The following is a 13,587-nucleotide window of genomic DNA, read 5'->3' as shown; positions in this document are numbered from 1 at the left end:
TCAGGTTACGGTGTTGCCGACCGCAACCCTGCCCATCCGGTGACCGCGAACAGTCCAGCGAGGACCAGGGGTATGACGCCGAGCAGTACGAGCGCAGGCGTGTCGAGGAAGAAGCGTCCGACCTGCGGCCACCAGCGTTGCCACGTGACGAGGATGGCGCCACCTCCGACGAGGACGACGGTGCCCAGGCCGATGGCGAGGACGCCGTTCACTCGGTATTGCTGGTAGGCGACCCCCAGGAACAGTCCGATCGCGGCGACGAGCAGCAGCGTCGCGAACAAGCCGAACCATTGCACGGCTGGATTGCCCGTCACGTATCGGACGATTCCGAACATCCGCAGCTTGACGCCGAAGCCTCCGGTGGCGGCTTCCACGGCGGACAGAATCCACACGACAGTTGCCAGTACCGCAGACTGAACGACGCCGACCAGTGCAGTGGCGGTGAAGAATTCGCGTCTGGTCACCGATATTCCGAGCGCGAACGGGAACGTCTGGGTCACGGCCTGCAGATAGAACCCCACCGCGAATCCGTACATCGAGAACAGTGCACCGGTGAAGTTGTAGTCGCTGTCGGTGGTGGGTATCAACGCGAAGATGACGTAGCAGATGGCGAACGAGATGGCGAGAATTCCGAGGGGCCAGCCGATGATCAGCGGCCACGCGACCGTATGCAGACGGGCGACGTCGAACGTTCGTTTCATGAGACCGACTCCTCGGTGGCGTGATCGGGCGTGAGGGAGGCGCCCCGGCCGTACGCGGTGGTGTTCCGAATGACCAACTGCTGCAGCGACAGTGGCTCGGTGGCGAGGCCGAGGGAAGATGCATGTGCTCGTTGTGCGTCGGTGAGGGCAGCGTCGATACTGACCCTGGCCATGGACCCGAGTGACTCTCGGTGCAACACAGTGTGATCGGCGACGAGCTTCTCGACTGCGTCCGCGGCGCCCGAGATCACGAATGCGCTGTGGCGTAGATCGTCGGCGTCGGCATCGATGACGATGCGCCCCTTGTCGATCAGCAGCACGTGCTCGATCAGGTCGCTCACCTCGTCGATCAGGTGGGTCGACAGCACGATCGTGCGCGGGTTCTCGGCATAATCGGCCAACAGGCGGTCGTAGAACATGTGTCGCGCAACGGCGTCGAGTCCCAGGTACGGTTCGTCGAAGAAGGTCAGCGGTGCACGTGACGCCAGCCCGATGACGATTCCCAGCGCGGAGGTCATACCGCGTGAGAGCTTCTTGACCTTGCGGGAGGGCGGCAGATCGAAATCGCGGACCAGTTCGTCGGCGAAGGTCCGATCCCAGTGCGGGAGAAGCCGTGCAGCGCACGTGAGTACGTGACGGACCTTGAAGTCGTCAGGATACTTCTGGCTTTCCTTGACGAAGCAGACGTCGGCCGAGACCGCACTGTTCTCGAACGGCGGCATCCCGAACACCTCGACGGTGCCCGCGCTCTGGCGATTCTGCGCTGTGAGCAACTGCATGACCGTCGTCTTGCCTGCGCCGTTGCGACCGAGTAGACCGTAGATCTTGTCGGCGTGCAGGTCGAAGTCGACACCGTCGACGGCGGTGAAGTCCCCGTAGGTCTTGGTGAGGTTGCGGACCGAAGCGATGACTGGAGAGTCGTCGACCACGGTGAGGTCGTGACGGGCGTTCATGGTGCTTCCTCCCAGTTGTCGAGCATGGACTTGAGTTCGTCGACGGTCATGCCGAGCTTGCGTGCCTCGGTGACCAACGGCCTGATGAATTGATCGGCGAAGCCGTCTCGTCGACGAAATCTCAGCGCGTCGCGTGCACCGGTGGTGACGAACATGCCGATACCTCGTTTCTTGTAGAGGATGCCGTCGGCAACCAGCTTGGTCAGGCCCTTACCTGCGGTTGCGGGGTTGATGCGATGGAAGGCCGCCAGCTCGTTGGTCGAGGGGACCTGGCTTTCCTCGGCGAGTCCGCCGTCGATGATCGAGTTCTCCACCATCTCGGCGATCTGGATGAAGAGCGGGCGACCTTCGTCCATCAGCGCGAGGTCCACGAGCTTGGTTGCTTAAGCGGTTCATTACTCATGTAACTAACCATAGAACCCGAACGGGTCCGAGGCAAGGGCGGCGAGCGAAGAGGTCCGTTGTGGATCGTGGGCATCGGGGTGCAGTAGCGTCGTATCCCATGGATCACAAGCACGTTGCAGCCCGCGGCGGGAGCTGCACCCTGCGCATCGCCGGTCCGGAATCGCGGCACGTCGTGCTGCTGCTCCCCGACGCAGGCGATGCCCCCGATGTGTACGACAGCGTAGCCGAGCGGTTGCACAACTCGGACCTCAAAACCGTTGCGGTGGAGGACATCAACGGGCTCGACCACGACGGAGTGCTCGAGTTGCTGACCGAGCTCGGGTTGCCCTGGGTGCATCTGGTCGGCAGCGGAGTGGGCGCCGAGCTGGCCTGGGGCCTCGCAGCACGCACGTTCGGCAAGTTCACGTCGCTGGTGGTGTGCAACCGAACCCACCCAGCCATCGCCGACGAGAACGGAACCGTGCGCGCAGCCGACTGCCCGGCCGTGGAGATCCCGACGACCCTCGTGGTCGGGAGTTCACTCCGGGCACCGGGTGCGGACGCCAGTGGCCGCCTCGTCTACGGCGATTTCCGTGTCGTCCGACTCGACGGGGTGGACAACATTCCCTCGGCCGCATCGGCCGAGCTCGCCACGGAGATCGTGCTGCGCACCAGCCCCTGGTGATCTACTCGGTCAGATGTCCAGGCCCAGAAGCGCGTTCTCGACCACCTCGGGTAGGCCCGGGTGGATCCAGTACTGGCCGCGCGCCATCTCCGGGACGGTGGTCCCGAAACTCATTGCCTGGATGAGTGGCTGGATCACCGTCGGGGCCTGAGCTCCGATCACGTGGGCGCCGAGAATCCGACCGGTCTTCTTCTCCGCGACGATCTTGCAGAACCCGTCACGATCCTCCATCGCCCAGCCGTACGCCACATCGCCGTAGTCCTGGATCTTGACGGCGATGTCGAACCCTTCGTCGCGTGCCTGCTCCTCGGTGAGGCCGACCTCGGCGATCTGAGGGTGTGTGAACACCGCTGCGGGCACGAATCTGTGGTCGAAGGCCAGGAACGACGAGGTGTCGTTCCACTCGTGCTGCAGAAGGTTGTGTTGGACGATCCGGGCTTCGTGGTTCGCGACGTGCTTGAGCTGATACTCCGACGACACGTCGCCGAGGGCGAACACACCGTCGGCGGTGGTGCGGCCGAACTCGTCGACGACGATTCGTCCTTCGTCGTCGAGTTCGATGCCTCCTGCCTCCGCGCCCAGTCGATCACCGTTCGGCTCACGCCCGACGGCGACGAGCAGGACGTCACCCAGCACGCGGGTTCCGTCCTTCAGCTCGAGGCCGACACGGTCGCCGTCGGAGACTGCGGACACCTCGCCCGAGTCGAGGTGGACGTCCCAGCTTCGCTGCGCCAGCTCGGTGAATCGGGTGGACACATCGACGTCCAACCCTCGCAGCAAGGCGTTCTTGCGTGCCACGATCGACACCTTGGAGCCGAGTGCGCCGAAGACGTGAGCGAATTCGGCTGCGATGTAGCCGGATCCGAGTACGACGATGTGCTCGGGGAGCTCGGGCAGCCGCATGATGTCGCTGTTGGTGTAGTAGCGAACGCCGGACTCGGCGACCGCGTCGGGAATCACCGGACGGGACCCGGCGGCGACGACGACCTGGTCGGCGGTGATGACCGAGCCGGTTCCGGTGTCGATCGTGCGGGGACCGACGAACGTGGCGTGACCGCTGAAGAGGGTGACGTTGGGGCTGCCGTTCTCGCGGTAGTCCTTGCCTCCGGCGGCGATGGGATCGATGCGGCCGAACACTCGGTTCACGATGTCCGGCCAGCGCACCTTGTCGATCGTCGCGTCGATCCCGTAGCGCGAGGAATCGCGGATGGTCTGCGCGACCTCGGAGGCGTACACGAACATCTTGGTGGGAATGCACCCGACGTTGAGGCAGGTGCCGCCGAACGGCGAATGCTCCTCGAACAACGCGACTTTCAGGTCGGCGAAGCGATCGTCGGCAATGGAATTTCCTGACCCCGATCCGATGATCGCGATGTCGAAGTGCTCGGGTGTGGTCATCGAATGGTTCCGATCTCGCTGTGGTTCTGTCCGGATTCGCGGTCTATGTGGGCGCTGCGGTACAGCCAGTCGATCCACTCGTTCATCTCGTCGAACGCTTGTTTGCGTGGCGTCTCCTTGGACAGGAAGACGTCGTGACGAGCCCCCTCGATGGGAACGATGGTGGTGCGGTCGCCGAGGCACCCGGCCCACCGCGCGATCTGACGCACGTCCAGAACAGCGTCGGCTGCATCGGTCTGCGAGCTGTACTTTCGCGAGAAGTGCGTGACCTTGGAGCGGAGAATCAGCGAGGGTACCCCGATGTCGAGGCCCCGGTGCAATGTCGCGTGCCCGTGCCGGATCGCTCGGATCCAACCGAACGTGACGGGGAATCCGGCCAGCGGCTTCCAATCGAGGTTGTACTCCCATTCGCCCTGCTCCGACGCGGCGAGCGACACGCCGTAGGTGTCGAGGCCGGTGCCCGGCACGGGAGTCTTCGCCTTCACCCGGCCGATGACGTCGATCGCGGTCGTTCCGACGCTTCTGATCGCAGGAGGTCCCTGCAGGTCGAACCATGGACTGTTGAGGACGACTCCGTCGATCCCCTGCGCGGCTGTGCCGCCGCTCCTGCGATTGAGCCTGTCCAACCACAGCGGAAGGATCAGCCCTCCGGTGGAGTGCGCGGTGAGCAGTACCGACCCGCCTCCGGTGTCCTCGCGCACCAAGGCGAGAGCCTCGGTGAGTTCGGCGTCGTACATCCCGAGGTCGGTCACGAAGTGCGGTGTCTGACCCTCGCGCAGCGACCGTCCACATTTGCGCAGGTCGAGCGCGTAGAACGCGAACCCTTTGGCCGCGAAGTGCTCGGCGAGGTGTTGCTGGAAGAAGTAGTCGGTGTACCCGTGCACGTAGATCACCGCGCGGCGAGCAGAATCCGTCCCCGACGGTTGATACCGCACGAGGGTCGCTTCGACCGTCCCCTCGCCGTCGGGGTCGTCGCCGAGCGCGATGGTGGTCTGTTCGTAGCCGTCGCCGAGGACATCGGGCACCCAGGTAGTCACAGATCACAACTGTAGTAGGAGCGTCGGGCGGCATACGAGGAGCACAATCGGAGCAGGGCTTTTCAGGCGCGTCGAATCGGGTACGTACGGACGGGTAACGTAACCGCCACCGAAAAGTAGACAGTCGAAGCAGTCAGTCGCCGAGCGAGAACTCACGGACAAGGAAGTCGATTCTCCAGTGTCAAAAGAACAGCAGGTCAAGACCGACGTGGTTCTCGTCGGCGCCGGAATCATGAGCGCCACCCTCGGGGCTTTGCTGAAGCAGCTCGAACCCGAGTGGTCGCTGGACGTGTACGAGCGACTCGACGCGGCCGCTGCCGAAAGCAGCGACGCGTGGAACAACGCAGGTACCGGTCACTCCGCTCTGTGTGAGCTGAACTACACCCCGCAGAACAAAGACGGTTCCGTCGACATCGCCAAGGCGCTGAACGTCAACGAACAGTTCCAGGTGTCGCGTCAGTTCTGGGCGCACAGCATCGAATCCGGCGTGCTGAGCGACCCGAAGAACTTCATCAACCCCATTCCTCACGTCAGCTTCGTCCACGGCGAGTCGAACGTGAAGTACCTTCGCGCTCGATACGACGCACTGGCGTCGAACCCGCTGTTCGAGGGCATGGAATACATCGACAGCCCGGACGAGTTCACCCGGCGGCTGCCGCTGATGGGCGCGGGCCGAGACTTCTCCGACCCCGTCGCGTTGAACTGGAGCGACGAGGGCACCGACGTCGACTTCGGCGCGCTGACCCGTCAGCTGCTCAACTACATCTCCGGGTCCGGGGGCACGGTCCACTTCGGCACCGACGTCACCAACATCACCAAGCAGTCCGACGGCACGTGGAACGTGAAGATCGCGAACCTGCGGACCGGTGAGAAGAAGACCGTCAACGCCAAGTTCGTCTTCGTCGGAGCAGGCGGCGGTGCCCTGCATCTGCTGCAGAAGTCCGGGATCAGCGAGATCAAGGGCTTCGGTGGGTTCCCCGTCAGCGGCGAATGGCTACGTTGCACCAACCCCGATCTCATCGCCCAGCACTCGGCGAAGGTGTACGGCAAAGCGTCCGTCGGCGCGCCGCCGATGTCGGTGCCGCACCTCGACACTCGCGTCATCGGGGGTAAGCCCGGACTCCTCTTCGGCCCGTACGCAGGGTGGTCGCCGAAGTTTCTGAAGCAGGGCAAGTTCACGGACCTCCCCAGCTCGGTCAAGCCGGGCAACCTGATGTCCATGCTCGGCGTCGGTGTGACCGAGCTCGGCTTGGTGAAGTACCTCGTCGGCGAACTCGCCCAGTCGGCAGCCGATCGCGTCGAGACCCTGCGTGAGTTCGCGCCCCAGGTCGTCGGCAAGGACTGGGAGCTCGTCACGGCCGGTCAGCGTGTGCAGGTGATTCGCAAGAAGGGCCGCGGCGGAGTGCTCGAGTTCGGAACGGCCGTCATCAACGCGGCCGACGGCTCCATCGCGGGTCTGCTCGGCGCGTCGCCGGGTGCGTCCACCGCGGTGCCGGCGATGCTCGATGTGCTGCAGCGCTGCTTCGGTGACCGTTACGACGGTTGGCAGCCGAAGCTGAAGGAAATGGTGCCGTCCCTCGGCAAGAAGCTCGCCGAGGACCGGGCATTGTTCCGCGAGGTCTTCGATTGGACGTCGGCTCGCCTCGAGCTCGGGCAGACCACCCAGGTCGCACAGCCCAGCGGCGTGTGATAGCAAGAGCTGATGACTACGCAAGCGGCTGCCCTCAAGCGTTCCTGGGCTCTGGACCTGTCCAACAAGACGTTGTACGACCTGTTGAAGTTGCGTGTCGAGGTTTTCGTCGTCGAGCAGGCGTGCGCCTACCCTGAGCTCGACGGTCGAGACCTCCTCTCCGAGACGCGGCATTTCTGGCTGGAACGAGACGGCGAGGTCGTCTGCACGTTGCGCCTGCTGGAAGAGCACGACGACGGTGAGAAGGCATTTCGTATCGGCCGGCTCTGCACGCAGCGGTCCGCGCGCGGACAGGGCCACACCACTCGCATTCTGCGCGCAGCGCTCGCCGAGGTGGGCTCGGCGCCGTGCCGCATCAACGCACAGAGCTACCTCGTCGACATGTACGCCAAGCACGGATTCCTTCCCGACGGGGAGGAAGTGCTCGAGGACGGAATTCCGCACACCCCCATGCGTCGCGGGGGCGGAACTCCGTGGAGCGAGGCGTAACCTCACCGGTCGTCGAACGATCAGGAAGTTGATGCGGGGAAGCCCTGTGTGAATCAGGCACGGTCCCGCCACTGTGTAGGTGCTTCGGTCCCGTGGGGCCGAAGCGCCGAAGTCAGATCACCGCACAACTTCGCAGCAGGCCCGCCGGATCGGCGGGCCCATCACCTCTCCGGCGCGGAGTCCGCCGGGACGAAGGAGTTCTCTCGTGCAGCACCCCGGCTATCCGTTCAGTGCGATCGTCGGCCAGGAGCAGCTGCGGTTGTCCCTGATCCTCTGCGCAGTGCACCCCGGTATCGGCGGCGTGTTGGTCCGGGGCGAGAAGGGGACCGCCAAATCCACCGTCGTCCGGGCGTTGGCCGCTCTGCTGCCCGCCGTCGACGACGAGGGTGTCACCAGGCCTGCACGGCTCGTCGAACTGCCCGTCGGTGCAACCGAGGATCGCGTGGTGGGCTCGCTCGATCTCGAGAAAGTGCTGCGCGACGGTGAACGTGCGTTTCAGCCGGGCCTGCTCGCCGCGGCGCACCGTGGAGTGCTCTACGTCGACGAGGTCAATCTGCTGCACGACCACCTCGTCGACGTCCTGCTCGACGCAGCGGCGATGGGCCGCGTGCACATCGAGCGTGACGGTGTGTCTCATTCGCACCCAGCCCAGTTCGTGCTCGTCGGAACCATGAACCCGGAAGAGGGAGAGCTTCGTCCTCAGCTGCTCGACCGGTTCGGACTGGCGGTCGAGGTCACCGCGTCCCGCAATGTCGACACCCGGATGAACGTGGTGAGGCGGCGACTGAACTACGAACAGAACCCCGAGAAGTTCGCGGCCGAGTACGCCGACTCCGACGGGGAGATCGCGCGGAAGATCGTGCACGCCCGGGCGGCACTGGCCGACGTGGTGCTCGACGACACCGAGCTCAGGCGAATCGTCGCTCTTTGTGCCGCTTTCGACGTCGACGGTATGCGAGCCGACCTGGTCGTGGCTCGCACGGCGACAGCGCACGCCGCCTGGCGCGGCGCCGATGCCGTCGACGAATCCGATGTCCGGGTCGCTGCAGAACTCGCACTGCCGCACCGGCGTCGGCGAGATCCCTTCGACGAACCGGGTATCGACGAGTCGGCCCTCGACGACGCGATGCGGGATGCGGCCGAGCAGGCGGAGTCCTCCGCCGAGTCGGATCCGGGACCCGACGACGACGGTGGCGGAGACGACGGAGGTGGAGACGGTGGCGGCGAACCGCAGCCCGATCCCGGGCCACAGTCCGGCACATCGTCGACGGACAAGCCCGACGCCCCCGAGAGAAAACCGGGTGAGCGGGACGCCGCAACACCCGGCGAGAAGTTTCGTGCGCGATCGATCGAGGTTCCCGGCGTCGGGGAGGGAGCCCCGGGTCGTAGGTCCAGGGCGCGCTCCCCGCAGGGACGCGTCGTGCGGTCGACGACGGAACCGGGCAAGGGACTGCACCTCGTGGGGACGCTGTTCGCCGCCGCCGAGTCCCAGGTCGCACGTGGTCGACAGTCCGGCCGATTCGTGTTGCAGCCTTCCGATCTCCGGGGTGCGGTGCGTGAAGGCCGTGAAGGCAACCTCATCGTCTTCGTCGTCGATGCATCCGGTTCCATGGCGGCACGGGATCGACTCTCCGCGGTGACCGGCGCAGTTCTGTCGTTGTTGCGCGATGCGTACCAGCGCCGAGACAAGGTCGCGGTCATCACCGTTCGCGGCCGGGACGCGGAGCTGGTGCTGCCCCCGACATCGAGCGTCGACGTCGCCGCCACACGGTTGCGAAGGATGAAGACCGGCGGCAGGTCACCGCTCGCTCAGGGCTTCGTCACAGCCCGGGACGTCGTGCTCCGTGAGAAGGTCCGCGACCCTCTGCGCCGTGCTCTCGTCGTGGCGATGACGGATGGGCGAGCGACGGGCGGACCGGATCCGGTGGGCCGCGCGCGCACAGCGGCATCCCGCATCGCGGGTGATCACATCGGCTCGGTCGTCGTCGATTGCGAGTCGGGAATGGTCCGGCTCGGATTGGCCGCCGATTTCGCCCGCCACCTGCGCGGCGGGTACGTACGTCTGGCCGATCTGTCGGCCGAGCGCGTCGCCGCTGTCGTACGCGCGGCCGCATAGGAAGGCGAGAAGCATGCCTCAGGGAGTTCCTCTTCCCGGATCGGTACCGCAGGACGGATTGACCACCCGGCAGCGTCGCAATCAGCCGGTCCTGGCCGTGCACACCGGGCCGGGCAAAGGGAAGTCGACCGCTGCGTTCGGGATGGCGTTGCGCGCATGGAACCAGGGTTTCGACGTTGGTGTGTTCCAGTTCGTGAAGAGCGCCAAGTGGAAGGTGGGGGAGGAAGCGACTTTCAAGATGCTCGGCGAACTGCACGAATCGTCGGGTGTCGGTGGCGCGGTCGAATGGCACAAGATGGGCGAGGGCTGGTCCTGGACCCGAAAGAAGGGGTCCGAGGTGGACCATGCCGCGGCCGCCGCCGACGGGTGGGCGGAGATTGCGCGCCGGCTGTCGGAGCAGGAACATCGGTTCTACGTACTGGACGAATTCACGTATCCGTTGAAGTGGGGATGGGTCGACGTCGCCGAGGTCGTCGACGTCCTTCGGAGTCGGCCGGGTAACCAGCATGTCGTGATCACCGGCCGTGATGCACCTGCAGCGCTGATCGAGGCAGCCGATCTGGTCACCGAAATGGCCAAGATCAAGCATCCGATGGACGCGGGCCGCAAGGGCCAACGCGGTATCGAATGGTGACCACCTCCGTTCCCGCCGTCGTCATCGCCGCTCCGGCATCCGGGAGCGGAAAGACCACGGTGGCAACGGGTCTGATGGGTGCGCTGCGCGGCGCCGGGCGTCGTGTCGCACCGTTCAAGGTCGGCCCCGACTACATCGACCCCGGCTACCACGCCCTCGCGACCGGACTACCGGGCCGCAATCTCGACGCGGTCATGGTCGGCGCCGAGCGCATAGGTCCGCTGTATCGACACGGAAGCGCGGGCTGCGACATTTCCGTCGTCGAAGGTGTCATGGGCCTGTTCGACGGAAAGATCGACATGTCCGGTGGCGGCGCCGCCACAGCCGAGGGCTCGACTGCAGCCGTCGCTGCCATGCTCGGCGCGCCGGTCGTGTTGGTCGTCGACGCGCGCGGCCACAGTCAGAGTCTTGCCGCTGTGCTGCACGGGTTCTCGACGTTCGACACGTCCGTTCGCATCGGCGGCGTGATCCTGAATCGAGTGGGAAGTCCTCGCCACGAGGAGGTGCTCCGCCAAGCGTGCGAACGTGTCGGCGTGCCGGTTCTCGGGTCGCTGCCCCGGATGGCGGAACTGGCCGTGCCGTCCCGGCATCTCGGACTGATCACCGCGCTCGAGCACGGAGGCCGGGCACGGGCGGCCGTCGATGCGATGTCCGATCTCGTCGCCGCGCACGTGGACATCGCCGCAATCGTCGCCCTGGCTCGTTCGTCGGTGCAGGATCATCCGTGGGACCCCGCGGCCGAGGTGGGCACCAGAGACGAGGCACGCCCCGTGGTGGCCATGGCAGGGGGACCCGCGTTCACCTTCGGTTACGCCGAACACATCGAACTTCTCCGGGCTTCGGGAGCCGATGTCGTGGTGTTCGATCCTTTGACGGACGGACTACCCGACGGCACGGCCGGCGTCGTCGTCCCTGGCGGTTTCCCGGAGGAGCACGCCGAACAGTTGGCGTCGAACACTGCGTTGCTCGCCGATGTCCGCGCCGCGGCAGGCCGCGGCATTCCGATCCACGCGGAATGCGCCGGGCTCCTGTACCTGGCGCGCAAACTCGACGGGCACACGATGGCCGGAGTCCTCGACGTCGAAGCACGTTTCGGAACGTCGCTCACTCTCGGCTATCGCGACGCGGTGGCGTTGGAGACGTCCGTCCTGTTCGACGCCGGCCAACGCGTCAGCGGCCACGAGTTCCATCGGACCAGGCTCGTGGATCCGGCGCCCTCGGCCGATCTGCATTCCGCGTGGGGGTGGCGGAACCCCAGTGTTGCGGCAGAGCGGGCATTCGTGCAGGAGGGATTCGTGCATGGTGGCGTGCACGCGTCGTACCTGCACACGCACCCGGCGGGAAGTCCGGATTCGGTCCGTCGTTTCGTCGGTGCCTGCGCAACATTCTCCGCCGGGCGTACCCACGGGACCAGAGCAGGCGCGTGACACCGGTGGCCGTATACGTGGTCGTAGGTATCGGGGCGACGTCGACGGCATCGGTGTCGGACTGCCTCGCCGTGCTGGATGACGTCGTACCGACCTCGTTCACGATCGGGGCGTTGTCCACGCTGGCCTCGAAGGAGATTCAGATGCTGCCCGTCGCCGCGTCCCTCGGTGTGAAGCTGCACCTGTGGTCCGCGGAGGAACTTGCGGCGGTGACGGTCACCGAACCGTCCGTTCGGACGCAGGCCGCCACCGGAACGCCAAGTGTCGCCGAAGCGGCGGCGCTGCGCGCGGCCGGCGGACGACTCGTACTCGCGAAGACCAGTGCGCGCGGTGTGACCGTCGCTGTAGCGCTGCTGTGACCGGCCACAGTAGCGCGTCAGGCGGAGTCAGGGCATCGTGTTAACGATGACGTCTTCACCGCTCGTACTCGGTCCTCTCGTCCGCTATGTCGGTGCGCACGATGCGACGTTCTGGTTCGAGTTCGACAGGCCTGGAACCGTCCGAGTCACCACCGATACCGGCGTGCACGGTGAGGCTTCGACGTGGGGCGTTCACGGTCACCACTACGCGCTCGTCGCGCTCACCGATCTGCCTGCCGACACCGCCATCACCTACGACTCGACGTTCGACGGCCGCGTCGTCTGGCCCGAACCGGGTGCAACCGCGGCAATTCATACCATCGACCGGCACGGTCCGGTGACCTTCGCATTCGGATCCTGCAGGCGCGGAGACAATTACAGCGACGAATCCCTCCAGCGAATCGGCGCGGATGCGCTCGCGGGCCTCGGCACCCGCATGGCCGGGCAGGGACCGGAGGAGTGGCCGCAGGCGCTGCTCCTGCTCGGCGACCAGGTCTATGCCGACGACCCGTCGCCGGAGATCATCGAGAGGTTGCGCGCTCGACGAGCCGCGGGCGACGGCCCGGCGAGTGCCCGCGACACCGACGCGGCCGACGAGATCTGCGACTTCGAGGAGTACTCGTGGCTCTACCACGAGTCGTGGGGAGTCGAGCCGGTCAGGACACTGCTCGCGAGCGTGCCGTCGTGCATGATTCTCGACGATCACGACCTGCGTGACGACTGGAACTCGTCGGCGTCGTGGCGCGCCGACATCGAGACCAGGCCCTGGTGGAAGGACCGCGTCGTGGGTGCGTTCTCGTCGTACTGGGTGTATCAGCACCTGGGCAATCTCTCGCCCGACGAGCTCGGTCGAGACGAGCTGTACGCACAGGTGAAGGCCGCTGCGACAGACGAGGATCGCGAACGCTTGCTCTCGGAGTTCTCGCTTCGAGTCGACGAGGTACCCGAGACTGGCCGGTGGAGCTTCTACCGAGACTTCGGTGACACTCGCTTGATCATGATCGACTCCCGGTGCTCTCGTGACCTCGACCCCAGCAGTCGCGCGATGGTCGACGACGTCGAGTGGGCGTGGGTCAGGGAACGCGCGCTCGAGAAGTCTCCGAGGCACCTGCTCTTCGGCTCGTCACTGCCGTATCTCATGCTGCCCGCACTGCATCACCTCGAACAGTGGAACGAGGCTGTGGCACAGGGAAGCTGGGGCAAGCTCGCGGCGCGAGTAGGAGAGAAGCTTCGAATCGACCTGGATCTCGAGCACTGGGCTGCGTTCGGAAAGTCGTTTCTGGACATGGCGACCCTCGTGCGCGAGATCTCCCGAAGCGACGACGCACCCGCCAGCATCATGTGGCTTTCCGGCGACGTGCACTGCTCGTACGTCGCGCGTGCCGAGTTCGGCGTGGGAGGCGACGTTCCTGCGACGTACCAGTTGACGATGTCGCCGTTCCGCAACCCGCTGAACCTGCCGATCCGTGCCGTCAACCGGCTCGCGATCAAACGTCCGGCCGCCCGTGTACTGGCCTCGCTCGCACGGGGAGCCAAGGTGCCGCCGCCCGACGTCAGCTGGGAAGCCGAAGCCGGGCCGTGGTTCGACAACGGCGTCATGCTGCTCACGACCGAAGGGGAGACGGCGCGTGTGAGCGTCGAGCATGCGCACGTCGATCCCGTCGGCCGACAGACCTTGACCACCACTCGAAAAATGACGTTGACTCCCTGACAT

Annotated in this window: 13 protein-coding genes and 1 riboswitch; of the genes, 8 read left to right on the top strand and 5 right to left on the bottom strand. The window is 65.7% G+C overall.

The features are described from left to right. Positions 1–5 precede the first annotated feature (5 nt). The 3 genes from CH293_RS25340 to CH293_RS25330 are packed head-to-tail and all read right to left on the bottom strand — an operon-like array spanning position 6 to position 2,013. Complete coding sequence (locus tag CH293_RS25340) at positions 6–701, bottom strand: ABC transporter permease (protein WP_094721803.1); 696 nt, start codon at positions 699–701, stop codon at positions 6–8. Continuing rightward, positions 698–1,654 (bottom strand): ABC transporter ATP-binding protein, encoded by a 957-nt coding sequence (locus CH293_RS25335; protein WP_094721802.1) that lies wholly within the window; start codon positions 1,652–1,654, stop codon positions 698–700. The genes CH293_RS25340 and CH293_RS25335 overlap by 4 nt, the downstream gene beginning before the upstream one ends. Beyond that, the gene (locus CH293_RS25330; RefSeq protein ID WP_176460127.1) at positions 1,651–2,013 is read right to left on the bottom strand and encodes a GntR family transcriptional regulator; all 363 of its coding nucleotides are present in this window, start codon (positions 2,011–2,013) and stop codon (positions 1,651–1,653) included. The genes CH293_RS25335 and CH293_RS25330 overlap by 4 nt, the downstream gene beginning before the upstream one ends. A 143-nt stretch (positions 2,014–2,156) precedes the next feature. Between CH293_RS25330 and CH293_RS25325 the strand changes: the two genes are divergently transcribed. Then, positions 2,157–2,723 (top strand): alpha/beta fold hydrolase, encoded by a 567-nt coding sequence (locus tag CH293_RS25325; protein ID WP_037111461.1) that lies wholly within the window; start codon positions 2,157–2,159, stop codon positions 2,721–2,723. Positions 2,724–2,732: 9 nt separating this feature from the next. Here CH293_RS25325 and mtr read toward each other — a convergent pair whose 3' ends face one another. Further along, a complete protein-coding gene (gene mtr / locus CH293_RS25320; protein ID WP_094721800.1) occupies positions 2,733–4,121 on the bottom strand; it encodes a mycothione reductase in 1,389 nt (462 codons plus the stop codon). Further along, positions 4,118–5,158, bottom strand: coding sequence for an alpha/beta hydrolase (locus tag CH293_RS25315; protein ID WP_037111468.1), 1,041 nt, complete (start codon positions 5,156–5,158; stop codon positions 4,118–4,120). Before CH293_RS25315 ends, mtr begins: the two co-directional genes overlap by 4 nt. A 178-nt stretch (positions 5,159–5,336) precedes the next feature. On the opposite strand from CH293_RS25315, the gene mqo reads away from it, so the two are divergent. From mqo to CH293_RS25280, 7 genes are all read left to right on the top strand, one after another. Beyond that, positions 5,337–6,848: a malate dehydrogenase (quinone) gene (gene mqo, locus CH293_RS25310; RefSeq protein ID WP_020110277.1), complete on the top strand. Its 1,512-nt coding sequence runs from the start codon at positions 5,337–5,339 to the stop codon at positions 6,846–6,848. Between the two features lie 12 nt (positions 6,849–6,860). Continuing rightward, positions 6,861–7,337 carry a GNAT family N-acetyltransferase gene (locus CH293_RS25305; RefSeq protein WP_019664215.1) on the top strand — a complete coding sequence of 159 codons (477 nt, stop codon included), beginning with the start codon at positions 6,861–6,863 and terminating at the stop codon, positions 7,335–7,337. Positions 7,338–7,347: 10 nt separating this feature from the next. Beyond that, positions 7,348–7,500, top strand: a riboswitch (adenosylcobalamin (AdoCbl) riboswitch). 42 nt (positions 7,501–7,542) lie between these two features. After that, a complete protein-coding gene (locus CH293_RS25300; protein ID WP_094721799.1) occupies positions 7,543–9,453 on the top strand; it encodes a magnesium chelatase subunit D family protein in 1,911 nt (636 codons plus the stop codon). A 13-nt stretch (positions 9,454–9,466) separates the two neighbouring features. Further along, the gene (cobO, locus tag CH293_RS25295) at positions 9,467–10,087 is read left to right on the top strand and encodes a cob(I)yrinic acid a,c-diamide adenosyltransferase (protein ID WP_094721798.1); all 621 of its coding nucleotides are present in this window, start codon (positions 9,467–9,469) and stop codon (positions 10,085–10,087) included. Beyond that, positions 10,081–11,514 (top strand): cobyrinate a,c-diamide synthase, encoded by a 1,434-nt coding sequence (locus tag CH293_RS25290; RefSeq protein WP_176460121.1) that lies wholly within the window; start codon positions 10,081–10,083, stop codon positions 11,512–11,514. The genes cobO and CH293_RS25290 overlap by 7 nt, the downstream gene beginning before the upstream one ends. 5 nt (positions 11,515–11,519) lie before the next feature. Continuing rightward, positions 11,520–11,873, top strand: a complete 354-nt coding sequence (locus CH293_RS25285; RefSeq protein WP_241483833.1) for a cobalamin biosynthesis protein — start codon at positions 11,520–11,522, stop codon at positions 11,871–11,873. A gap of 46 nt (positions 11,874–11,919) precedes the next feature. After that, the gene (locus tag CH293_RS25280; RefSeq protein WP_241483834.1) at positions 11,920–13,584 is read left to right on the top strand and encodes an alkaline phosphatase D family protein; all 1,665 of its coding nucleotides are present in this window, start codon (positions 11,920–11,922) and stop codon (positions 13,582–13,584) included. Positions 13,585–13,587 lie beyond the last annotated feature (3 nt).

It is taken from the genome of Rhodococcus sp. 14-2470-1b (assembly GCF_002259415.1).
Taxonomy (GTDB): domain Bacteria; phylum Actinomycetota; class Actinomycetes; order Mycobacteriales; family Mycobacteriaceae; genus Rhodococcoides.
Note: the sequence above shows the minus strand (reverse complement) of the source record. Positions and strands in the feature narration are given on the sequence as shown.

Coding starts and splice junctions, on each gene's coding strand:
- CH293_RS25340 (WP_094721803.1), bottom strand. CDS start 701: ATGAAACGAACGTTCGACGTCGCCCGTCTGCATACGGTCGCGTGGCCG.
- cobO (WP_094721798.1), top strand. CDS start 9,467: ATGCCTCAGGGAGTTCCTCTTCCCGGATCGGTACCGCAGGACGGATTG.
- CH293_RS25335 (WP_094721802.1), bottom strand. CDS start 1,654: ATGAACGCCCGTCACGACCTCACCGTGGTCGACGACTCTCCAGTCATC.
- CH293_RS25325 (WP_037111461.1), top strand. CDS start 2,157: ATGGATCACAAGCACGTTGCAGCCCGCGGCGGGAGCTGCACCCTGCGC.
- CH293_RS25305 (WP_019664215.1), top strand. CDS start 6,861: ATGACTACGCAAGCGGCTGCCCTCAAGCGTTCCTGGGCTCTGGACCTG.
- CH293_RS25290 (WP_176460121.1), top strand. CDS start 10,081: ATGGTGACCACCTCCGTTCCCGCCGTCGTCATCGCCGCTCCGGCATCC.
- mtr (WP_094721800.1), bottom strand. CDS start 4,121: ATGACCACACCCGAGCACTTCGACATCGCGATCATCGGATCGGGGTCA.
- CH293_RS25280 (WP_241483834.1), top strand. CDS start 11,920: ATGACGTCTTCACCGCTCGTACTCGGTCCTCTCGTCCGCTATGTCGGT.